Raw genomic sequence first — 21,481 nt, 5'->3', positions numbered from 1 at the left:
GCCGGGACGCCGCGACGATCGAGGCCGCGCGTGGCAAGGCGCAGCGCATATACTTAAGGACGTGCATGCGCGCAGGGCATGCGAGAAGGGCACACGGAGGTCACCCATGGACGCTTCCCAACTGGATACTGGCGTCTCCGAGCGCGAGCTGCGCCTGGACGACGCCATTAGGAAGACCGCGCCGGGCACGGCGCTGCGCCATGCCCTCGACATGATCATCGCGGGCCACCTGGGCGCCCTTGTCTGCATCGGCGACACCGAGAACGTGCTGGCCGCGGGAGACGACGGCTTTCGCCTGGACGTCTCGTTCACGGCCAACCGTCTCTTCGAGCTCTGCAAGATGGACGGGGCCGTGGTCGTGGACCGTGATCTCACCAAGATCCTGCGCGCGAACTACCACCTCAATCCTGACCCGTCCTTGCCCACCTCCGAGACGGGCACGCGCCACCGCACGGCCTCGCGCATGAGCCTGCTCACCAACGCCATGGTCATCTCGGTCTCCGAGCGCCGTTCGGTCGTGAACGTATACGTGGACGGCAAGGGATACCAGCTCAAGACCGTGAGCGAGCTTCTCGCCCTGGTAAACCAGCTCACCAATGCCATGCAGAACACCCGCCAGCAGCTTGACCGCAGCCTCTTGCGCCTCACGTCGCTCGAGCTCGACAACTGCGTCACGCTCGGGGACATCACGAACGTCCTCTACCTGTTCGAGACGCTCATCACGGCCGGAGACGAGCTTGACGACTGCGTCGTCCAGCTCGGCCGCGAGGGCAAGACCACGCAGATGCAGCGCGAGGAGTACCTGGCCGGCATAGACGAGGCCTACACCCTCATGATCCGCGACTACGCGCTCGACTCGTCTGCGGAGGCTGCCCGCGCCATTCGCGTGAGCCTCCACGACATTGTGAACACCCAGCTGCGCTCCGCGAAGTCCGTCTCCAAGCTGCTCGGCTACACCGACGAGCGCGCGGACGACTCCATCATGGTCCCGCTTGGTCTGCGTACGCTCTCGCGCGTTCCCGTGGTGCGCGAGGGCATGGCCGACAAGATCGTGGACGAGTACGGGTCACTCCAGGAGGTGCTCGAGGCCGTGGACGATGACCCGGCCCGCCTCGGCGAGATTGGCGTCAAGAACCCGGGCGTTCTGGCCAACAGCCTGCACCGCATGTGGGGCAAGGGGGAGAGATGAGCGCGCCCGCGCCCTGCGTCTGCGAGAAGACCGAGCTCGTGGGAGCTTCTGACCGCGCCCCGGACACCTGTGCGGTCATCGTTGCGGGCGGCGCCGGGGACCGCTTCGGCGACCCGCGCGGCAAGCAGTTCGTTGAACTGTGCGGCCTGCCGCTCATGTGCTGGTCGCTCGTCGCGCACGACCGGGCGCCGAGCGTGGCGCGCCTCGTGGTGGTCTGCGCCCCCGAGCGCGCAGCTGAGGTCGAGCGCGACGTGCTCTCCCGCGTGGTTCTCAAGAAGCCGACGACGCTTGCGGCGGCGGGCGCCACGCGCCAGGAGTCGGTTCTGGCGGGACTGCGCGCGATGCCGCGCGACCTCGCGCTCGTTGCGGTCCATGATGCGGCGCGCCCGCTCGTGGAGACCGAGATGATCGAGCGTGTGATCTCGACCGTGCGTGCCGACCCCGCGCTTGCGGGCGCCATCCTTGCGGCCCGCTCGATCGACACGCTCAAGCTCGTGGAGAAGGACACCATCATCGCGACGCCGGACCGGACGTTTTACTGGGCGGCGCAGACGCCGCAGGTGTTTCGTACCCAGGCGCTGCTCTTTGCCCATCGCCAGGCCGTGCGCGAGGAGTATCGGGGCACCGACGACGCGTCGCTCGTGGAGCGCTGCGGCGGACGCGTCCGCGTCGTCGAGTGCTCGCGCGACAACATCAAGGTGACGGTCCCAGGGGATCTCGCCATTGCCGAGGCGGCCCTTGAGCAGCGTCTCGTTGACGCGGGGTGCGGGCGTCCCGAGGAAGGGGCCCTCTGATGCGCATCGGGCACGGCTATGACGTCCACCGGTTCGGCGCGGGAAGGCCGCTCGTTCTGGGCGGCGTCCACGTCCCCTGCGACCGGGGGCTGGTTGGTCACTCGGACGCGGACGTGGTCGCCCATGCCCTCATGGACGCCATCCTGGGGGCCCTGCGCGCCGGCGACATCGGCGCGCTGTTCCCGGACACCGACCCCGCCTACGCGGGCGTGGACTCGCTCGTCCTCATGGCTCGCGTCGCCGACCTCGCGTGCGAGCGCGGCTGGAAGGTCGTGGACGCGGACTGCACCATAGCTGCACAGGCCCCCAAGCTGGCCGGATATCGTGAGGCCATGCGCAAGAACATGGCCCGCGCCCTCGGGGTGAGCGTCGAGAGCGTGGGAGTCAAAGCCACCACGACGGAGCGCCTCGGCTTTGTGGGGCGCGAGGAGGGCATCGCCGCCTGGGCGGTGGTTCTTCTCGACCGCGCGTAGCGCAGGCGTCGAGCATCCCGCGTCCGGCGCGTTCGTGCCACAATAGGCGCCTAGCAAGCAAGCGCGCCTCGGTGGCGCCGGAGAAGGAGTTCGCCGTGCTCGTCTATAACAGTCAGACGCATCGCAAGGAAGAGCTTATCCCCCTCGAGGAGGGCAAGATTCGCATGTACGTCTGCGGCCCCACCGTCTACGACCAGATTCACATTGGCAACGCGCGCACGTTCCTCTCGTTCGACGTGATTCGCCGCTACCTCATGTACAAGGGCTACCAGGTTACCTTTGCGCAGAACCTCACCGACGTGGATGACAAGATCATCAACCGCGCCCACGAGCAGGGCCGCGAGGCCTCTGAGGTCGCCGAGGAGTGCTCGGCTGCCTTCATAGACCAGATGCACCGCTTCGGCGTGCTCGACCCGGACATCCGTCCACGCGCCACGCGCGAGGTCGAGGCCATGCAGGAGATGATCTCCACCCTCATTGAGCGTGGCTTCGCCTACCCGGTCGCATCCGGCGACGTGTACTTCTCGGTGCGCGCGGACAAGAGCTACGGCATCCTCTCCGGTCGCGACCTCGACCAGATGCGCGCCGGCGAGCGCGTGGAGGTTAACGACGAGAAGCGCGACCCGTTCGACTTCGCCCTCTGGAAGGCGGCCAAGCCGGGCGAGCCGAGCTGGTCCTCTCCCTGGGGGGACGGCCGTCCCGGCTGGCATACCGAGTGCTGCGCGATGATTCATCGCTACCTGGGCACCCCCATCGACATCCACGGCGGCGGGGCGGACCTCATCTTCCCCCACCACGAGAACGAGACCGCTCAGGCCCTGTGCGCTTGGGATACCGCGCTCGCCAACGTCTGGATGCACGCGGGGATGCTCAGGGTCGACGGCGAGAAGATGTCCAAGAGCCTGGGCAACTTCTACACCCTCAAAGAGGTGCTCGACACGTACCCCGCCGATGCGATACGCCTGCTCATGCTGCAGACCCACTACCGCGCCCCACTCGACTTCTCCTTCGCGCGCCTCGAGGGCGTCCGAGGCACGCTCGAGCGGCTGCAGACCTGCGTCCAGAACCTGCGCTGGGCCGCCGATCGGGCACCTCAGGACGGCAAGCTCAACAAGGCTGATCGTATCCTCGGCCGCGCGATCGACGACGCGCGCGAGGACTTCAGCCACCAGATGGATGACGACTTCAACACCGCGGGTGGCCTTGCGGCGATCTTCGCGCTCGTGACGGCCGCGAACACCTACCTTGCTGACGCCGCCGACGACACCTCGACCGCTGTGTGTCTGCGCGCCGCGGACATGCTCTGCGAGCTGGCCGACGTCATGGGCGTCGAGCTTCCCCACGCCGCGGCCACCGAGGAGCTGCCCGCCGGCCTCGTCGACCTCGCGCGCGCGCAGGCCGGCTACGGGGGAGACTCCGCCGCCGACGCCGCCGAGGCGCTTCTCGGCGCCCGCCAGGAGGCGCGCAGCGCCAAGGACTGGGGTCGCGCCGACGCCATCAGAGACGGCATCGCGGGCCTGGGCCTCCTGGTCGAGGACACGTCCGCCGGCGCGCGCCTGCGCCGCAAGGAGTAGGACACATGGCGCGTGACATATCCAGGAAGAACGGTCGCGGCCCCGCCCGCCAGAAACAGGGCGGCGAGGGTGCACGCACGCACGGGAAATCCTCGCAGAGGGGTCGCTCCCGTGCGGGATCGGAAGAGCCTCGGGGCACACGTCCCCCCGGGCGTGATCGCACCGACCTCATCGAGGGACGTCGCGCCGTCGAGGAGGCGCTCGCGTGCGGCATGCCGCTTCGCTCGGCCCTCGTACTCGCATCCTCTGGTGAGCGCGACCAGGCGCTCGAGCGGCTTGCGGCCAAGTTTGACGAGGCGAGCGTCCCGGTGGAGCGCGTCGCCCGCCCACGCCTCGATGCGCTCTCGAGCCATGGAGCCCACCAGGGTGTCATTGTGCGGACTCGCCCCTTCGTCTACGCGACGCTGACTGACGTCATCGCGGCCGCCGGCTCGAGTGATGCTCTTGTCATCGTGCTCGACCACGTGACCGACCAGGGAAACTTCGGTGCGATCGTGCGCACGGCCGAGGTCGTGGGCGCGGCAGGCGTCGTGGTGGCCAAGGCGCGGTCGGCCTCGGTGGGCATAGGCGCCTACAAGACGTCAGCCGGGGCCGTCATGCACCTCCCCATAGCGCAGGTCTCCAACCTCGCACGAGCCCTCGACGAGCTCAAGGGCGCTGGGTTCTGGTCCTGTGCCGCCACCGAGCATGCCAGGGAGGACGCCTGGCACGCCCCACTCGACGGGCGTCTCGCCCTGGTCATGGGCTCGGAGGGCGAGGGAATCTCCCGCCTGGTCGCCGAGAAGTGCGACTTCTCGTGTCGGCTTCCGCAGCGCGGACGCGTGGAGTCGCTCAACGTGGCCCAGGCCACGACGGTCCTATGCTACGAGTGGCTGCGCCGCGTGGAGCTGGGGGCTGAGCGGGATGCCTAAGAGCAGCCCCCTGGGCCTGCTCGTGGTGGACGGCTACAACGTGATCCACCAGACGCCTCGCTACGAGGAGCTCGTCGATGCGCACACGGTGCCGGAGAATCTGGACACCGACCCCTTCGTACGCGCGCGCGGCGCGCTCGTCTCTGACGTGGCTGCCTTCGCGCACGGCTCCTACGAGGCCGTCATTGTCTACGACGGGGCGAACAACCTCAACCCGGAGCACCCCGTCCTGACGAGCGCCGGTGTGCGCCTCATGTTCTCGGACGTGGGCCAGAGCGCCGACGAGCTCATCGAGCGCCTGGTGACCGAGGCACGCCAAGCGGGCCGCGCGGTGGCCCTCGTGACCTCTGATGGCGCGATTCGCTCGACGGTGGGGTTTGGCCCCGGCGAGGTGACCTGCATCTCGAGCGCCCTTCTCGTCCATGAGATCGAGGTCGGTGCGTCCGAGGCCGCGCGCAGCGCGCAGCGGGGACGGGTTCGCCTCACGCTCGAGGACCGCATAGACCCCGCGCAGCGCGAGAGGCTCTGGCGGCTTCTTGGCAGGTAGCGCGGGGAGCGGGGACACGCTATCATGGACGGCGTCGCCGGCATGGCTCAATGGCAGAGCAACGGTTTTGTAAACCGTGGGTTGGGGGTTCGACTCCCTCTGCCGGCTCCAGAGAACGTGGGAGGCCGTGGGGCGCTGCCCCGCGGCCTCTTTGTCGAGCGCTGGAAGTGCCGCTCTTTTTCGTACGTACCTACAAAGAATTTCTGTAGGTACAAAAAAACTGTGTCACTACTTTGTCACCCAGGCGCTCGAGTGACAAACTTTGTACAAAGTTTGCCTACAAAGACGAGAATGCAAAGGCACATGAGCCCGAGGGAGGCGGAGGAGTCCCGTGCAGAGAAGCGTTGACGTCGCCTCCCCCCGCCTGCGCCGCGACCCCGAGGGGCTCACGCTTGTGGCCGCGGACGGCCATGAGCTGCGAGCTGACCTTACGCGGATGCTGCCCCGCCTGCGGCCCGACCGGCTCGCCCGCGAGCTCCTGGTGCGTGCGGCCAAGATCAGGGGAACGTCAATCAAGGAAGCGCCCACGGCGGTGGACGCCACGGCAGGTCTGGGCGAAGACGCGCTGCTGCTCGCGACGGCGGGCTTCGAGGTGACGCTCGTCGAGCGAGATCCCACCATCTTCGCCCTGCTCGCCGACGCCTTAGACCGTGCGGAGCGCGTGGACACGCTCGCGGGTCCCGTCGCGCGCATGCATCTTGTTCAAGGCGACGGCCTCCAGGTCCTCGCGAGCCTTCCGGAGCCTCCCGACGTGGTCTACCTCGATCCGATGTTTCCCGCCCGCCGCAAGAGCGCGGCGGTGAAGAAGAAGTTCCAGCTGCTCCACCAGCTCGAGGCCCCCTGCGCCGATCAGGAGGGCCTTCTGGCCGCCGCCTGTGCGGCAGTTCCGCGCAAGGTCGTCATAAAGCGCCCGGCCAAGGGGGAGCCTCTGGCCGGGCGGCGCCCGAGCTACGTGATTCGCGGAAAGTCCGTGCGCTACGACGTTATCGTGGCGCCCCTCCCACCCGATGGGGTGCCGTCTTAGGGGGCCTGCGATTCGCAGGAGCGCACCCTGCTTGCCAGGTGTTTCTCGTATGCCGTGGCACCTACCGTCTACCTGCGCGCGTGTGAGAATCGTGGTGTAGATACGCCCGGGTGGGAGGTATACGTTGACAAGTTTTTTGCGCCGTCGTAATCTTTTCACCGCTTGCGAGGGGGTCAGTGTCTCGCGGGTGTCTGAAAACGGAATGGGGATGTGGCACAGCGGCAACTGCGGCGGACTGTAAATCCGCTCCCTCTGGGTTCCTTGGTTCGAGTCCAAGCATCCCCACCATCCGCCCGTGTAGCTCAGTCGGTAGAGCACTTCGTTGGTAACGAAGAGGTCACCGGTTCAAATCCGGTCGCGGGCTCCATTCCAGATTCAGGCGAACGACACCATGCCGGTGTAGCTCAGCTGGTTAGAGCACGCGGCTCATACCCGCGATGTCACTGGTTCGAATCCAGTCACCGGTACCAGAGTTCTTGGCGGCGCCTCGGCGCCGCCTGGTATAAGGACGCAGAAGCACGTACTAAGGAATGGCCGCAAAGGTTGGTTCCAGGAGGAGGATGGCAATGGCCAAGGAGAAGTTCGATCGTTCTAAGCCGCACGTAAACATCGGTACGATTGGTCACGTCGACCACGGCAAGACCACCACGACGGCCGCAATCACCAAGGTTCTCTCTGAGACCCCCGGCTGCAAGGCAGACTTCACGGCCTTCGAGAACATCGACAAGGCCCCCGAGGAGCGTCAGCGCGGCATTACCATCAACGTCGCCCACATCGAGTACGAGACCTGGGAGCGCCACTACGCCCACGTCGACTGCCCGGGCCACGCCGACTACATCAAGAACATGATCTCCGGTGCCGCCCAGATGGACGGTGCCATCCTGGTCATCGCCGCCACCGACGGCCCCATGGCCCAGACCCGCGAGCACATCCTGCTCGCCCGTCAGGTCGGCGTGCCCTACATCATCGTCTTCCTGAACAAGTGTGACATGGTCGACGACGAGGAGCTTATTGACCTCGTCGAGATGGAGACCCGTGACCTTCTCACCGAGTACGGCTTCCCCGGAGACGATACCCCCATCATCCGCGGCTCCGCTCTGGGTGCCCTCAACGGCGAGCAGAAGTGGGTCGACTCCATCATCGAGCTCATGCACGCCGTGGACTCCTACATCCCCACGCCCCCGCGCGACAACGACAAGCCCTTCCTGATGGCCATCGAGGACGTCATGACCATCTCCGGCCGCGGCACCGTTGCCACCGGTCGTGTCGAGCGCGGCGAGCTCAAGCTCAACGAGACCGTCGAGATTGTGGGCATCAAGCCTACGCAGACCTCCACGGCCACGGGCATCGAGATGTTCCGCAAGACCATGGACTTCTGCGAGGCCGGCGACAACGTGGGCATCCTCCTGCGCGGCATCAAGCGCGAGGACATCGAGCGCGGCCAGGTTCTCTGCAAGCCCGGCTCGGTCGACCCCCACAAGTGCTTCACCGGCGAGATCTACGTCCTGACCAAGGAGGAGGGCGGCCGTCACACCCCGTTCTTTGCCGGCTATCGTCCGCAGTTCTACTTCCGCACCACGGACATCACGGGCGACATCACCGAGCTCACCGACTCCAACGGCAACAAGGTCGAGATGGCCATGCCGGGCGACCACATCACGGTCACCTGCGAGCTCATCCACGCCATCGCCATGGAGCAGGGCCTCAAGTTCGCCATCCGCGAGGGTGGCCACACCGTCGGCGACGGGCGTGTCTCCACGATCACCGACTAGCTAGATTCTTAGCGAGCATCGGACCCGGCGCCCTTGGGACGTCGGGTCCTTTTTCTTGCCCGTCTCTTTGGTATTTTTGTGAGAAGATGTGCAGGACACACGGGAGGTTGACAGCTTTGGCCACGGGATGGTAGCGTATACCACCGCGTCACGTTCGAGGGAGACCTTCCACCGAACGAAAAGTTGTTCAGGAGGATTCATGCGTACTCTGGTTACCCTCGCATGCACCGAGTGCAAGCGTCGCAACTACACCACGGATAAGAACAAGTCCAACAACCCCGATCGCATGGAGTTGAAGAAGTACTGCCCGTGGTGCCACAAGCACACACTTCACCGGGAGACCCGCTAAACGGGTGGGCTTTCATCACAGGCCAGTAGCTCCAATGGTAGAGCGGCGGTCTCCAAAACCGTTTGTTGAGGGTTCGAATCCTTCCTGGCCTGCCAGACTTCACCACCGGCTTTCCCCTCGGGGTTAGCCGGTTTCTATGTAAGGCACACTTTGAGGGAGTCGAGGGATGGCGAACAAGGACCGTAGCAAGAGAAGCGCCCGCAAGGCACGTGCCGAAGAGCGCGCCCGGGTCGAGGCCGCTCAGGCTGCTTCGGTGCCTGAGACTCAGGGGAGCAAGAAGGTCCCTGCCAAGGCTCCCGCCAAGACGGAGAAGAAGCCCGACAAGAAGCCCGACAAGAAGCCAGGCCTCCTTCGTCGCTTCCGCACCTATCTAGGCGACGTGCGCTCCGAGATGCGCCGGGTCGTATGGCCCTCTCGCGACGAGCTCAAGACCTACTCGATTGCGATCATCATCATGCTGGTCGTCTTTGGGGTGCTTCTCTGGTTGGTCGATTCCGGTATCGTGGCCGCACTTGTCGGCTTCACGAGTCTGAGAGGGTAGAGATGGCTAAGCGCTGGTATGTGATTCACACCTACTCGGGCTACGAGAACAAGGTCAAGGCCGACCTCGAGCACCGCATCGAGATCTACGGCCTCGAGGACAAGGTCGTGGACATCCAGATTCCGACCGAGGAGGTCACGGAGATCAAGGACGGCGGCAAGCGCGAGACCAAGGAGTCAAAGGTCTTCCCGAGCTACGTCCTCGTGCGCATGGAGGTCGATGACAACACCTGGGCCGTCGTGCGCAACACGCCCGGCGTCACGGGCTTCGTGGGGCTGGACGGCAAGCCCACGCCGCTGCGCCGCGAGGAGTTCAACAAGATCATGCGCCGCACGGGTGCGCGCGGGGACAGCGTCGTGGTGCCCAAGCGTACCGCCACCAACCTCGAGGTGGGCCAGTCCGTCAAGGTGCTCTCGGGCCCTCTGGCGGACTTCGACGGCCAGATCTCGGAGGTCATGGCCGAGTCCGGCAAGGTCAAGGTCATGCTCATGATCTTTGGCCGCGAGACTCCCGTCGAGCTCACGCTCGACCAGGTGACGGCCATAAGCTAGGGGTTTCCGCGCGCCCGGTATCGGTGAGGATTGCTTCTCGGGCGCAGCGACACTGATAGTAGGTTTTCCGCTCGACTCCCCAGGAGGGACATCATGGCCAAGAAGAAGGTCACGCACTTCATCAAGCTTCAGATTCCGGCTGGCGCCGCCAACCCGGCTCCTCCCGTCGGCCCCGCCCTCGGCGCTGCCCAGGTCAACATCATGCAGTTCTGCCAGGCGTTCAACTCCGCCACGGCAGACAAGCAAGGCGACATCATCCCGGTCGAGATCACGGTCTACGAGGACCGCACCTTCGACTTCATCTGCAAGACGCCCCCCGCGGCCCAGCTCATCAAGAAGGAGCTCGGTCTCAAGGGTGGCTCCGGCGTTCCCCAGCGCGACAAGGTCGGCCAGCTGACCGACGAGCAGCTCACCAAGATCGCCGAGATCAAGATGCCGGACCTCAACGCCAACGACATCGACGCTGCCAAGAAGATCGTCGCCGGTACCGCCCGCTCCATGGGCGTGACCATCGCCGAGTAGTCGGCGCGCTCGAGCACGACGCCCCTCGGGGCATTCCTTTCAGGACGCGGGCCTTCGCCCGCCAAGATGTGGGAGGGCAGCACGCCCGCTGACCACAGGAGGTAGCAACATGGCAAAGCACGGAAAGAACTACCGGGCCGCGACCAAGAAGGTCGAGCAGTCCAAGCTCTACACCCCCAAGGAGGCCATGGGTCTGGTCAAGGAGCTCTCCTCGGCCAAGTTCGACGAGACCGTCGAGGTGGCCATCCGCCTGGGCGTCGACACCCGCAAGGCGGACCAGAACATCCGCGGCTCCATCTCGCTTCCCCATGGCACGGGCAAGACCGTGCGCGTCGCCGTCTTCGCCGAGGGCGAGAAGGCACGCGAGGCCGAGGCCGCTGGCGCCGACATCGTGGGCTCCGATGACCTCGTCGCCCAGATCCAGGCCGGCAACCTCGACTTCGACGCCGCGATCGCCACGCCCAACATGATGGGCAAGGTCGGACGGCTCGGCAAGATTCTCGGTCCCCGCGGCCTCATGCCCAACCCCAAGCTCGGCACGGTTACCATGGACGTCACCAAGATGGTCGAGGAGCTCAAGGCCGGTCGCGTGGAGTACCGCGCTGACCGCTATGGCATCTGCCACGTGCCCATGGGTAAGGCCTCCTTCGAGCTCTCCCAGCTCGTCGAGAACTACGCCGCCCTGCTCACCGAGCTCCTGCGCGTGAAGCCGTCGAGCGCCAAGGGCAAGTACGTCAAGTCCATCGTCGTCTCCAGCACGATGGGCACGGGCGTCAAGGTCGACTCCTCCAAGACGCGCGACTTCATGGAGGACTAGCTCCTCTCGCGTCTTTCTCGCCAGCTTGACGAGGGTCTCGCGGCGTGCCACAATGTGGCCTGCGCGAGATGACCGTCTCGCCGTTTCGTACGTCGCACGTCCGCTGCCAAAGACAGCCGGTGCCGAAAGGCTCAAAGGGGAAACCTGCCTGCCGAGGTGGTCTCAGAGATTGCATTCTGAAGGCCCCGCTTTGGTTGCAAAGCGGGGCCTTTCCTGTGAAGGGCCCGCCCGCGTTGGCGGTTCGTGCCCGATTGCAATCAAGGAGGTGTACTAACCATGCCATCCCAGTCCAACCAAGCCATGCTCGACAAGGTCGCCGTCTCCCTCGAGGCCTCCAAGGGCGTCTTCGTCGTGGATTACCAGGGGCTCTCCGTCAAGGAGACTCAGGAGGTCCGTCGCGCGCTGACGGCTGCAGGCGCCCACATGAAGGTGTACAAGAACAACATCGTCAAGATCGCCCTCAAGAACGCCGAGATGCCCCAGATCGACGAGCAGCTGTCCGGTACCTGCGCCTACGTCTTCTACGAGAAGGATCCCGTCGACGCCGCCAAGGTGATCAAGGAACAGTCCGAGAAGCTCAAGAAGATGGCCTTTGTCGGCGGCATCGCTGACGGCAAGGCCCTCTCCGCCGAGAACGCCCAGGCCTATGCTGACCTGCCCTCCCGCGAGGAGCTCCTGGCCAAGCTCGTCTACGTCATCGGCAGCCCGCTGTCCGGCATCGCCCAGGTCTGCGCCGGTCCCGCCCGAGGCCTCGCAACGGCCCTTCAGGCCGTCGCCGACCAGAAGAACGCCGCCTAGGCACGCACGTCGCACGTCGTACCACCCCATATGACCCGGGCGCGCCCGCGCCCGCTACAGAAGGAGAATTGACATGGCTGTCACCAAGGAAGAGATCGTCGAGGCCCTCAAGGAGATGCCCGCCCTTGAGCTCTCCGAGCTCGTCCACGAGCTGGAGGACGTCTTTGGCGTCTCCGCTGCCGCCCCCGTCGCCGTTGCCGCTGCTGCCCCGGCCGCCGCTGCCGAAGAGGAGGAGGAGAAGACCAATTTTGACGTGGTCCTCGAGTCCTTCGGCGACAACAAGATCGCCGTCATCAAGGTCGTTCGCTCGCTGACCAGCCTCGGCCTCAAGGAGGCCAAGGATGTCGTCGAGAGCGCCCCCAAGGCCGTCCTCGAGGGCGCCAAGAAGGAGGACGCCGAGGCCGCCAAGAAGCAGCTCGAGGAGGCCGGCGCCTCCGTCACCCTCAAGTAACTTCTCGTTACTCGGGTTTCGCGCACGGATCTTGTGGGGGTCGGGCCTTTGGGCCCGGCCCCTTTTTGCGCGGCGGCCCGCGGCGTTCTTCTCAGCGCGCTCACGAATCCCGCGCTGTGGCACGTGCACGGTCCCCGCAGTCTGCCACAGGGCCCCGTTCCTGCGCAAGCGCATCGTAGACGTGCCCCAGCCCCGGATTCCCGCGCGCATCGAGGGGCGCAGGTGGTCTTGGTGGCCGTCTTTGTGTCCCTGAGCACCTCGAGCGAGCCCGCGTCGACGACTGCCGAGCCGGCGCAGAAGACCTCCGAGACGACCCCGGACCAGACGGAGGAGGCCGCCCCGCCAACGGACGAGGACTCGTCCGACGCCGACAAGGACTCTGACGCATCCTCGACGGACGACTGTCTGCTCGCCCAGAGCAACGCGCGCATTTACTCGAGCGCGGGGCTCGAGAAGCTCTCGACCGATGAGCTCTGGCTGGCCCGCAATGAGACTTACGCCCGTCACGGCAGGCGCTCCCCCCGCCTTCACCCTCCAGACGTACTTCGACGAGAAGACCTGGTACCGCCAGACGTACACTCCCGAGGAGTTCGACGGGCTGATCAATCAGCTCAACGTCACCGAGCAGGCCAACGCGGACGCCATCTCTGCCATCGAGGGGTCTCGCGGCTCGCCTCACCTCTAGGCCCCTGCGTGTGAGCTCATGCCTCAACGGCGGGAACGCATCGTGATGCCTACCCCGCCACTCACAGAACCGCCATATTCGGAGCACGTGAGAATAACGATTCCGCAGCTCAGATGGGTCAAGCCCAAAAAGCTAATCGAAGAGAGGGTGCAAGTCAAGGCTTTTCATTGACCCTCGCGAGGGCTTTCGGTAGATTATTAGGTTGCGACAATTACCACCTTCCACCCTTTTGAAGGAGGAAAAGCCTGGTGTCTACCGCGAAGAAGACCTCTTTTACGAAACCACAAGGCATGACCGGACGCAAGACCTTTAGCAAGATTGCTCCGGCTATGGAACTGCCAAATCTCATCTCCGTTCAGAGGGAGTCGTTCGAGCACTTCATGGGCGAGGGGCTCGCTGAGTCCTTCTCCGAGTTCTCTCCGATCGAGAACAATGCTCACACCATGCAGGTCGTCTTTGGCGACCATCAGTTTGGTGACCCCGCCCACACGGTCGCGGAGTGCCGCGCCAAGGACATCTCCTATCAGGCGCCCCTCTTCGTTGACGTGCGCTTCGCCAACCTCGAGACGGGCGAGATCAAGGAGCAGCTCGTCTTCATGGGCGACTTCCCGCTCATGACCGACCGCGGCACCTTCGTCATCAACGGCACCGAGCGCGTCGTGGTGTCCCAGCTCGTGCGTTCCCCGGGCGTGTACTTCTCGTCCGAGATCGACAACGGCGTGCGCGTCCATCGGGCCCAGTTCATCCCCGCGCGCGGCGCGTGGCTCGAGTTCGAGGTCGACAAGCGCGGCCACCTGGTGGTCTCCATTGACCGCAAGCGCCGCCAGTCCGCGACCATGTTCCTGCGCGCCCTGGGCATCGCCGAGACCGACGACGAGCTCCTCTCGCTTCTGGGCGACTCCGACGTGGTGCGCAACACCCTCGAGCGCGACACCGCCACCACCCGCGAGGACTCCCTGCTGGAGATCTACCGTCGCCAGCGCCCCGGCGAGCCCCCCACGGTCGACTCCGCCCGCTCGCTTCTCGACGGTCTCTACTTCAACGCGCAGCGCTACGACCTCGCCAAGGTCGGTCGCTACAAGGTCAACAAGAAGCTCGGGCTCGACCTCGAGCCCACGCAGAAGGTCCTCACTCAGGAGGACATCGTGGAGGCCCTGCGCTACCTCCTGGCCCTGCACAACGGCGACGAGTCCAAGCGCCTCGACGACATCGACCACTTTGGCAACCGTCGCGTCCGCACCGTCGGCGAGCTCGTCCAGAACCAGTTCCGCATCGGCATGAGCCGCATGGAGCGCGTCGTGCGCGAGCGCATGGCCTCGCAGGACGCCGATGACATCACGCCGCAGTCGCTCATCAACATCCGCCCGGTCGTGGCGGCCATCAAGGAGTTCTTTGGCTCCTCTCAGCTGTCCCAGTTCATGGGCCAGTCCAACCCCCTTGACGGTCTCACCCACAAGCGTCGCCTCTCGGCCCTGGGCCCGGGCGGCCTGGCGGGCCACAAGTCCGGCTCGAGCCGCCGCACCAACGTGCCCACGGCCGTCCGCGACGTCCACAATTCGCACTACTCGCGCATGTGCCCGATCGAGACGCCTGAGGGCCCCAACATCGGTCTCATCGGCTCGCTCGCGCTCTATGCGCACGTCAACTCCTATGGCTTCATCGAGGCACCGTACCGTCGCGTCGAGGACGGCAGGGTCACCGACACGATCGACTGGATGACGGCCGACGAGGAGGAGTCGCACCACATCGCTCCCGCCGACACTCCGTTCGACCCCAAGACTCGCCAGTTTATCGAGGTCGATGCCAAGGGTAACGTCACCAACCCCGACCGCGTCATCGCCCGCACCCGCGACTTCGACGGCTCCTTTGGCGCGCCCGCCCAGGTCAGCGTCAAAGACGTCGACTACATGGATGTCTCGCCGCGCCAGATGCTCTCGGTGGCCGCGAACCTCATCCCGTTCCTCGAGCACGATGACGCCAAGCGCACCCTCATGGGCGCCAACATGCAGCGCCAGGCCGTGCCCCTGATTCGCGCGCACGCCCCGTACGTGGGCACGGGCATGGAGGAGCGCGCCGCGCTCGACTCCGGCGAGCTCATCTGCGCCGCGCACGCGGGTACCGTCTCCGAGGTCGATGCCGCACACGTGACCGTCTACTCCGAGGAGCATGGCTCCGAGCGCTTCGACCTGCCCAAGTACGAGCGCTCCAATCAGTCGACCTGCATCAACCACCGCCCGACGGTCCACGCCGGCGATAAGGTCGAGGCTGGCCAGTCGCTCGCCGACGGCACCTCGATCGATCACGCCGAGCTGGCCCTGGGTGCCAACCTCACCGTGGCCTACATGCCCTGGGAGGGCTTCAACTACGAGGACGGCATCGTCGTCTCCGAGCGCGTGGTGCAAGACGACCTTCTGACCTCGGTCAACATCTCCCGTCACGAGATCGACGCTCGCGACACCAAGCTCGGTCCCGAGGAGATCACCCGCGAGATCCCGAACCTCTCCGAGGACATGCTCGCCAACCTCGACGATGACGGCATCATCCGCATCGGCGCCGAGGTCGGCCCCGGTGACATCCTCGTCGGCAAGGTCACGCCCAAGGGCGAGACGGCCCTTACGGCCGAGGAGCGTCTGCTGCGCGCCATCTTTGGCGCCAAGGCCCACGACGTGCGCGACACCTCCCTCAAGATGCCGCACGGCGCCTACGGCCGCGTTGTCGACGTGATTCGCTTCAGCCGAGAGGCCGGCGATGACCTGCCGCCCGGAGTCAACGAGCTCGTCCGCGTCTTTGTGGCCCAGCGCCGCAAGATCCAGCAGGGCGACAAGATCTCCGGTCGTCACGGCAACAAGGGCGTCGTCTGCAACGTCTTGCCGGTCGAGGACATGCCCTACATGGCCGACGGCACGCCCGTCGACGTCCTTCTCGACCCCTTGGGCGTCCCGTCCCGCATGAACGTGGGCCAGCTCCTCGAGTGCCATCTTGGCTGGGGCGCCGCCCACGGCTGGGACGACGAGGACGCCGACTCCAAGCGCTACGTCCCCGGTCCCGTCACCGTGGCCACGCCCGTCTTCGACGGAGCGACCGACGATGACGTCGCCGAGGTTTTGCGCCGCACCAACATCAATCTCATGAACAAGGCGACGCTCGAGTACGGCAAGCACGTGCGCGCGGAGTTCGTGCCGCAGCTCAACGAGCGCGGCAAGACCACCCTGTTCGACGGGCGCACCGGCGAGGCCTTCAAGAGCCCCATCACCGTGGGAACGAGCTACATCCTGAAGCTCGGCCACATGGTCGACGACAAGATTCACGCGCGCTCCACCGGCCCGTACTCTCTCGTCACGCAGCAGCCCCTGGGCGGCAAGGCCCAGTTCGGCGGCCAGCGCTTCGGCGAGATGGAGGTCTGGGCCCTGTACGCCTACGGCGCGGCCAACGTCCTCCAGGAGATCCTCACGGTCAAGTCCGACGACACCAACGGTCGCGTGAAGACCTACGAGTCGATCGTCAAGGGCGAGAACGTGCCCTCCGCGGGCATTCCCGAGTCCTTCAAGGTCCTCGTCAAGGAGATTCGCTCCCTCGCCCTGGACATCGAGCCCATCTCCCACAAGAAGCGCGCCGAGCACCCGGCGCCGGAGAGTCAGGCCGAGGCCGAGAGCGCCGTGGACGTCTTCGCCGACATGCCGGTCTCCTCCGAGCTCGTCGACGGACTCACCCGCGGGCCCCGGGATGCCAAGAGCGTCCTGGTGGGCGACGCGAACAGCGATAAGGAGTAGCGACTGTGGCAGATTTCGACACCACTGATTTCGACGCGATCAAGATCTCCCTGGCCTCCGCCGACCGCATCCGCAGCTGGTCGTGCGGCGAGGTCAAGAAGCCCGAGACCATCAACTACCGTACCCTCAAGCCCGAGAAGGACGGTCTGTTCTGCGAGAAGATCTTCGGGCCCGTCAAGGACTGGGAGTGCGCCTGCGGCAAGTACAAGGGCATCCGCTTCCGCGGCATCGTCTGCGAGCGCTGCGGCGTGGAGGTCACGACGGCCAAGGTTCGCCGCGAGCGCATGGGCCACATCGAGCTCGCCGCTCCCGTGAGCCACATCTGGTACTTCAAGAGCCCCGCGAGCTTCCCGCTCGCGCGCCTGCTCGACATCAAGAGCAAGGACCTCGAGAAGGTCCTGTACTTCGCCAGCTACATCATCACGAGCGTCGACACCGAGGCCCGCGAGGCCGATGCCGACGACCTGCGCGAGGAGCTTGCCGCCGACCTCGAGGAGCTGGACGCCGAGCGCGACGACCAGATCGAGCGCCTCAAGGAGCAGGGCGAGGTTCCCGAGGGGGAGTTCGGCGACATCGAGCCCCTCTCCGCCGACGAGATTCGCGCCGGCATCGCCGACCTCGAGGAGGAGTACGAGGAGGAGAAGGCGCTGCGTCGTGACGCCTACGAGAAGTTCATGCAGCTCGAGGAGCGCGAGCTCATCTCCGACGATGGCCTCTTCTCGGAGCTCAGGCGCTACTACGGCATCTACTTCAAGGGCGGCATGGGCGCCGAGGCCGTGCGTGAGCTCCTGCGCGGCATCGACTTGGAGGCCGAGGCCACGACCCTGCGCGCCATCATCTCCTCCGACGAGTCCCAGAAGCAGAAGCGCGAGAAGGCCGTCAAGCGCCTGGAGATCGTCGACGCCTTCCTCAAGGGCGGAAACGACCCGGCCAACATGATTCTCGACGTCGTGCCGGTCATCCCCCCCGACCTGCGCCCGATGGTCCAGCTCGACGGCGGCCGCTTTGCTGCGTCCGACCTGAACGACCTGTACCGCCGCGTGATCAACCGCAACAACCGCCTGAAGCGTCTGCTCGACCTGGACGCTCCCGCGATCATCGTCAACAACGAGAAGCGCATGCTCCAGGAGTCCGTCGACGCCCTCTTTGACAACGGCCGTCGTGGACGTCCCGTCACCGGCCGTGGCGGACGCCCGCTGAAGTCGCTCGCCGAGGCGCTCAAGGGCAAGCAGGGCCGCTTCCGCCAGAACCTTCTGGGCAAGCGCGTCGACTACTCCGGTCGCTCGGTCATCGTGGTCGACCCGAACCTCAAGCTCCACCAGTGCGGCCTTCCGTCGCAGATGGCGCTTGAGCTCTTCAAGCCGTTCGTGATGCGCCGCCTCGTCGAGCTGGGCAAGGTCGAGAACATCAAGGGCGCCAAGCGCGCGATCGACCGGCAGCTGCCGGCCGTGTGGGACGTGCTCGACGAGGTCATCCAGGACCGCCTGGTGCTTCTCAATCGCGCCCCCACCCTGCACCGCCTCTCCATCCAGGCCTTCGAGCCGATCCTGGTCGAGGGCAAGGCCATCCACCTGCACCCGCTCGTGTGTGCCCCCTTCAACGCCGACTTCGACGGCGATCAGATGTCGGTTCACGTGCCCCTGTCCACGCAGGCCCAGACCGAGGCCCGCGTCCTCATGCTCTCGTCCAACAACCTGCGCAGCCCCGCGTCCGGCAAGGTCATGACCGTGCCGTCCCAGGACATGGTCTTTGGTGTGTACTTCCTCACGACCGAGAAGGGCGAGCCGAGCGAGGAGATGCGAATCTTCTCCGACTTCGAGGACGCCCAGCTCGCCGTTGACATGAAGGAGGAGGTCGGCCTGCAGGAGCGCGTCATCGTGCGCGTGTCCACCGCAGATGCCAACGTCGTCGAGGGCGACCGCAAGATCTTTCGCGTGCTCACGGCCCGCGGTACCTCCGAGGACTACGACGTCACCAAGGGTGCCGCGCGCTTCGAGACCACGGTCGGCCGCATCATCTTCAACCGCCAGTGCCTGCCTGCCGACTACCCCTTCATCAACTACAAGATGGTGAAGAGCGACATTGGCACCCTGGTCAACGACTGCTGCGACCGCTACGACACGTCCGCGGTCGAGCCCATCTTGGATGCCATCAAGGCGATCGGCTTCCACTACGCCACCGTCGCGGGTCTGACCGTCTCCGTGTGGGACGCCGTCATCCCCGACGACAAGCCGCAGCTGCTCGAGGAGGCACAGGGCCGCGTCGACGAGATCAATGAGTATTACGAGGACGGCTTCCTCTCCGAGCGCGAGCGCCACATCGAGGTCGTCAACGCCTGGACCGAGTGCACCGACCTTCTGGGCACCGAGATGCTCGCGGGCTTTGCCGAGGACAACCCCATCTACATGATGGCCGACTCCGGCGCCCGTGGCTCCAAGACGCAGCTGCGCCAGCTCGCAGGCATGCGCGGCCTCATGGCCGACATGTCCGGAGACACGATCGACCTGCCCATCAAGGCCAACTTCCGCGAGGGCCTGCAGCCGCTTGAGTACTTCATCTCCACCTACGGCGCCCGCAAGGGTCTGGTCGACACCGCGTCGCACACCTCCGACTCCGGCTACCTGACCCGTCGTCTCGTCGACGTGGCCCAGGACGTCATTGTGCGCGAGGAGGACTGCGGCACCGACGAGGCCGTCACCTATGCGCTCGTCAAGCCGGGCGAGACCGAGGTCGACGTCGACCTCGTGGGCCGCTGCGCCCTCAACGACATCGTCGACCCCGTCACGGGCGAGGTCCTTATCGCCGGGGGTACCTACCTCGAGTCCAAGGACGACCTGGATCGACTCGTCGCCCACGGGCTCAAGACGATTCAGCTGCGTGCCCTTCTCACCTGCAAGTCCAAGCACGGCATCTGCCAGAAGTGCTACGGCTGGGACCTCTCCACGCGCCGTCCGGTCAACATCGGCACGGCGGTGGGCATCATCGCCGCCCAGTCTATCGGCGAGCCGGGCACCCAGCTCACGATGCGTACCATTCACTCCGGCGGTGTCGCGGGCGCGGACGACATCACGCAGGGCCTCCCCACGGTCGCCCGCATGTTCGACGTCGTCGGCAACGTCAACGAGAAGATCTTAGGCCGCGAGGCCGATCTCGCCCCGGTGAGCGGCCTTTTGCGCGTCATCCCCGAGCAGACCGAGTACCTGCTGCGCATTTGCGACACCGAGGACACGAGCCGCATCATCGAGGAGTGGCGCGTCCCCGCGTCCGTCCGCTTCATGCCTGGCGTCGAGGACAGCGTCGAGGTTCGCGCGGGCGATCAGATCACGCGCGGCTTCGTCAACTTTCGCAAGCTCCGCAAGCTCACGGACATCGAGTCGACGATGCACACGTTCGTGGAGTCCGTCAAGGACGTCTATACCTCCCAGGGCGTCGAGCTCAACGACAAGCACATCGAGGTCATCGCCCGTCAGATGCTCCGTCGCGTCCAGGTGACCAACCCCGGCGACTCCCAGTACCTGCTGGGCCAGTACGTCGACCGCTACGTCTTCGCCGAGACCGTGCGCAACGTGGCGCTCGCCGGCGGAACCCCGCCGGAGGCCGAGCCCGTCATCCTGGGCACGCTCAAGGTGGCCAGCTCCATCGACTCCTGGCTCTCCAGCGCGTCGTTCATCCGCACGGCGGGCGTCCTCACCGAGGCCGCCATCGAGGGCGACGTCGACCACCTGCTCGACCTCAAGTCCAACGTCATCGTGGGCAAGCAGATTCCCGCTGGTACCGGCCTTGCCGCCTACCACAACGTGGCACCCACCTACCACGGCACCAAGATCGACGGTCCCACCTCGCCTCTGGCCAAGGGCCTGCCCGAGTGGGCGCCCGATGACCTCAAGGGCATCGAGGAGCAGCTCCCCAAGCAGCTCGACTGGGTCGGCGACGACTACGGCTTTGGCGGCGTGTACTCCAAGAACGGCCGCACCCTCTCCAGCGAGGACGCCAAGCTCTATCTCTTCGACGACCTCGGCGTCTCGCAGCGCTGGACCAACAAGTTCAGCGAGGTGGGCATCGAGACCGTGGGCGACCTCATTGGCAAGACCGAGGATGACCTGCTACGCATCGACGGGATCGGTGCCAAGGCCATCGAGGAGCTCCGCGACGGCCTCGAGGCCCGCGGCCTGCTCTACATTCTGGAGCCTGATGACGACGAGGCGGACAGCGAGGATCTCTCCCAGCTCTTGAACATGGTCTTCTCCCCTGACGCGGATGCCGACATCATGCTCGGCACGGCGGCCCCCTCCAAGCACCACTTCGAGGACGATGAGCTTATCGGCGGTGCCGAGGAGGACGAAGAGTCCGGGACTCCCGAGGTCATAAACGAGGACCTTGGCTCCCTTGACGATCTGCTCTCCCAGGTCGTACGCCAGGAGTCCGAGGATTCCGAGGGCGAGACCGACAGCGAGGAGTAGCGTTTCCTCCTGCCTTAATGTTCACTGCGGGCACCGGCTCCCCTTGGGGGTCGGTGCCCTTTTCTGTGGAGGCCTCGGCACCCCCACGCTCCGCTCGCGGGGTCTGCCCTCTGCCGAGCTCACCCTCCTACCGGGCCGTCCACCGCGCGCCTGCCCCGCCCTGCCGGTTCAGTCCCTTTACCGTGGACGTGGACGCCGCTGGGCGTCGCCCTCGACCCTAGTCATCCTCGGTTTGTGCGGCCGCAAAAGTCGA

The 21,481-nt window shown here is 65.8% G+C and carries 18 protein-coding genes, 5 tRNA genes, 1 pseudogene and 1 other annotated feature; all 24 genes and pseudogenes read left to right on the top strand.

What is annotated here, in order from left to right; genetic code table 11:
• Positions 1 to 106: 106 nt before the first annotated feature.
• Positions 107 to 1,189, top strand: coding sequence for a DNA integrity scanning diadenylate cyclase DisA (gene disA / locus INP52_RS08960; protein ID WP_194371043.1), 1,083 nt, complete (start codon positions 107 to 109; stop codon positions 1,187 to 1,189).
• Positions 1,186 to 1,983, top strand: coding sequence for a 2-C-methyl-D-erythritol 4-phosphate cytidylyltransferase (ispD, locus tag INP52_RS08955; RefSeq protein ID WP_194371041.1), 798 nt, complete (start codon positions 1,186 to 1,188; stop codon positions 1,981 to 1,983). The genes disA and ispD overlap by 4 nt, the downstream gene beginning before the upstream one ends.
• Positions 1,983 to 2,456, top strand: a complete 474-nt coding sequence (gene ispF / locus INP52_RS08950) for a 2-C-methyl-D-erythritol 2,4-cyclodiphosphate synthase (RefSeq protein ID WP_269747165.1) — start codon at positions 1,983 to 1,985, stop codon at positions 2,454 to 2,456. Before ispD ends, ispF begins: the two co-directional genes overlap by 1 nt.
• A 95-nt stretch (positions 2,457 to 2,551) precedes the next feature.
• Positions 2,552 to 4,030 (top strand): cysteine--tRNA ligase, encoded by a 1,479-nt coding sequence (cysS, locus tag INP52_RS08945; RefSeq protein ID WP_194372934.1) that lies wholly within the window; start codon positions 2,552 to 2,554, stop codon positions 4,028 to 4,030.
• A gap of 5 nt (positions 4,031 to 4,035) precedes the next feature.
• Positions 4,036 to 4,941, top strand: a complete 906-nt coding sequence (gene rlmB, locus INP52_RS08940) for a 23S rRNA (guanosine(2251)-2'-O)-methyltransferase RlmB (protein WP_194371039.1) — start codon at positions 4,036 to 4,038, stop codon at positions 4,939 to 4,941.
• Positions 4,934 to 5,488 carry an NYN domain-containing protein gene (locus INP52_RS08935; RefSeq protein ID WP_194371037.1) on the top strand — a complete coding sequence of 185 codons (555 nt, stop codon included), beginning with the start codon at positions 4,934 to 4,936 and terminating at the stop codon, positions 5,486 to 5,488. The genes rlmB and INP52_RS08935 overlap by 8 nt, the downstream gene beginning before the upstream one ends.
• Before the next feature lie 36 nt (positions 5,489 to 5,524).
• Positions 5,525 to 5,599 (top strand) — tRNA-Thr (locus INP52_RS08930).
• A 220-nt stretch (positions 5,600 to 5,819) separates the two neighbouring features.
• Positions 5,820 to 6,512 (top strand): class I SAM-dependent methyltransferase, encoded by a 693-nt coding sequence (locus INP52_RS08925; protein ID WP_228478328.1) that lies wholly within the window; start codon positions 5,820 to 5,822, stop codon positions 6,510 to 6,512.
• A 204-nt stretch (positions 6,513 to 6,716) separates the two neighbouring features.
• Positions 6,717 to 6,800: transfer RNA gene (locus INP52_RS08920), tRNA-Tyr, on the top strand.
• Between the two features lie 3 nt (positions 6,801 to 6,803).
• Positions 6,804 to 6,879, top strand: a tRNA-Thr gene (locus tag INP52_RS08915).
• A gap of 26 nt (positions 6,880 to 6,905) precedes the next feature.
• Positions 6,906 to 6,982: transfer RNA gene (locus INP52_RS08910), tRNA-Met, on the top strand.
• A gap of 96 nt (positions 6,983 to 7,078) precedes the next feature.
• Complete coding sequence (gene tuf, locus INP52_RS08905) at positions 7,079 to 8,284, top strand: elongation factor Tu (protein ID WP_194371035.1); 1,206 nt, start codon at positions 7,079 to 7,081, stop codon at positions 8,282 to 8,284.
• Positions 8,285 to 8,483: 199 nt separating this feature from the next.
• Positions 8,484 to 8,633 (top strand): 50S ribosomal protein L33, encoded by a 150-nt coding sequence (gene rpmG / locus INP52_RS08900; protein ID WP_075575821.1) that lies wholly within the window; start codon positions 8,484 to 8,486, stop codon positions 8,631 to 8,633.
• A 19-nt stretch (positions 8,634 to 8,652) separates the two neighbouring features.
• A tRNA-Trp gene (locus INP52_RS08895) sits at positions 8,653 to 8,728 on the top strand.
• A gap of 71 nt (positions 8,729 to 8,799) precedes the next feature.
• A complete protein-coding gene (secE, locus tag INP52_RS08890) occupies positions 8,800 to 9,174 on the top strand; it encodes a preprotein translocase subunit SecE (protein ID WP_194371033.1) in 375 nt (124 codons plus the stop codon).
• 2 nt (positions 9,175 to 9,176) lie between these two features.
• Positions 9,177 to 9,725, top strand: coding sequence for a transcription termination/antitermination protein NusG (gene nusG / locus INP52_RS08885; protein WP_194371031.1), 549 nt, complete (start codon positions 9,177 to 9,179; stop codon positions 9,723 to 9,725).
• 93 nt (positions 9,726 to 9,818) lie between these two features.
• Positions 9,819 to 10,247, top strand: a complete 429-nt coding sequence (gene rplK, locus INP52_RS08880) for a 50S ribosomal protein L11 (protein ID WP_194371029.1) — start codon at positions 9,819 to 9,821, stop codon at positions 10,245 to 10,247.
• A gap of 109 nt (positions 10,248 to 10,356) precedes the next feature.
• The gene (gene rplA / locus INP52_RS08875; RefSeq protein WP_194371027.1) at positions 10,357 to 11,064 is read left to right on the top strand and encodes a 50S ribosomal protein L1; all 708 of its coding nucleotides are present in this window, start codon (positions 10,357 to 10,359) and stop codon (positions 11,062 to 11,064) included.
• Between the two features lie 88 nt (positions 11,065 to 11,152).
• Positions 11,153 to 11,287, top strand: a sequence feature (ribosomal protein L10 leader region).
• A gap of 53 nt (positions 11,288 to 11,340) precedes the next feature.
• On the top strand, positions 11,341 to 11,862 hold the full coding sequence (rplJ, locus tag INP52_RS08870; RefSeq protein ID WP_194371023.1) for a 50S ribosomal protein L10: 522 nt from the start codon (positions 11,341 to 11,343) through the stop codon (positions 11,860 to 11,862).
• A gap of 73 nt (positions 11,863 to 11,935) precedes the next feature.
• The gene (rplL, locus tag INP52_RS08865; protein ID WP_194371020.1) at positions 11,936 to 12,313 is read left to right on the top strand and encodes a 50S ribosomal protein L7/L12; all 378 of its coding nucleotides are present in this window, start codon (positions 11,936 to 11,938) and stop codon (positions 12,311 to 12,313) included.
• A gap of 33 nt (positions 12,314 to 12,346) precedes the next feature.
• Positions 12,347 to 12,775: pseudogene (locus tag INP52_RS10195) on the top strand (hypothetical protein); the annotation flags it as partial.
• A gap of 25 nt (positions 12,776 to 12,800) precedes the next feature.
• Complete coding sequence (locus INP52_RS08855; protein ID WP_194371018.1) at positions 12,801 to 12,998, top strand: YARHG domain-containing protein; 198 nt, start codon at positions 12,801 to 12,803, stop codon at positions 12,996 to 12,998.
• A gap of 290 nt (positions 12,999 to 13,288) precedes the next feature.
• Positions 13,289 to 16,768, top strand: a complete 3,480-nt coding sequence (gene rpoB, locus INP52_RS08850) for a DNA-directed RNA polymerase subunit beta (protein WP_194371015.1) — start codon at positions 13,289 to 13,291, stop codon at positions 16,766 to 16,768.
• Positions 16,769 to 16,773: 5 nt separating this feature from the next.
• Complete coding sequence (locus INP52_RS08845) at positions 16,774 to 21,228, top strand: DNA-directed RNA polymerase subunit beta' (protein ID WP_194371013.1); 4,455 nt, start codon at positions 16,774 to 16,776, stop codon at positions 21,226 to 21,228.
• Positions 21,229 to 21,481 lie beyond the last annotated feature (253 nt).

Source organism: Thermophilibacter immobilis, from assembly GCF_015277515.1.
Classification (GTDB): domain Bacteria; phylum Actinomycetota; class Coriobacteriia; order Coriobacteriales; family Atopobiaceae; genus Thermophilibacter; species Thermophilibacter immobilis.
The sequence above is the reverse complement of the archived record's forward strand: the minus strand, read 5'-3'. Positions and strand labels throughout refer to the sequence as shown.

Coding starts and splice junctions, on each gene's coding strand:
- disA (WP_194371043.1), top strand. CDS start 107: ATGGACGCTTCCCAACTGGATACTGGCGTCTCCGAGCGCGAGCTGCGC.
- ispD (WP_194371041.1), top strand. CDS start 1,186: ATGAGCGCGCCCGCGCCCTGCGTCTGCGAGAAGACCGAGCTCGTGGGA.
- ispF (WP_269747165.1), top strand. CDS start 1,983: ATGCGCATCGGGCACGGCTATGACGTCCACCGGTTCGGCGCGGGAAGG.
- rlmB (WP_194371039.1), top strand. CDS start 4,036: ATGGCGCGTGACATATCCAGGAAGAACGGTCGCGGCCCCGCCCGCCAG.
- INP52_RS08935 (WP_194371037.1), top strand. CDS start 4,934: ATGCCTAAGAGCAGCCCCCTGGGCCTGCTCGTGGTGGACGGCTACAAC.
- tuf (WP_194371035.1), top strand. CDS start 7,079: ATGGCCAAGGAGAAGTTCGATCGTTCTAAGCCGCACGTAAACATCGGT.
- rpmG (WP_075575821.1), top strand. CDS start 8,484: ATGCGTACTCTGGTTACCCTCGCATGCACCGAGTGCAAGCGTCGCAAC.
- secE (WP_194371033.1), top strand. CDS start 8,800: ATGGCGAACAAGGACCGTAGCAAGAGAAGCGCCCGCAAGGCACGTGCC.
- nusG (WP_194371031.1), top strand. CDS start 9,177: ATGGCTAAGCGCTGGTATGTGATTCACACCTACTCGGGCTACGAGAAC.
- rplK (WP_194371029.1), top strand. CDS start 9,819: ATGGCCAAGAAGAAGGTCACGCACTTCATCAAGCTTCAGATTCCGGCT.
- rplA (WP_194371027.1), top strand. CDS start 10,357: ATGGCAAAGCACGGAAAGAACTACCGGGCCGCGACCAAGAAGGTCGAG.
- rplJ (WP_194371023.1), top strand. CDS start 11,341: ATGCCATCCCAGTCCAACCAAGCCATGCTCGACAAGGTCGCCGTCTCC.
- rplL (WP_194371020.1), top strand. CDS start 11,936: ATGGCTGTCACCAAGGAAGAGATCGTCGAGGCCCTCAAGGAGATGCCC.
- INP52_RS08855 (WP_194371018.1), top strand. CDS start 12,801: ATGAGACTTACGCCCGTCACGGCAGGCGCTCCCCCCGCCTTCACCCTC.
- rpoB (WP_194371015.1), top strand. CDS start 13,289: ATGACCGGACGCAAGACCTTTAGCAAGATTGCTCCGGCTATGGAACTG.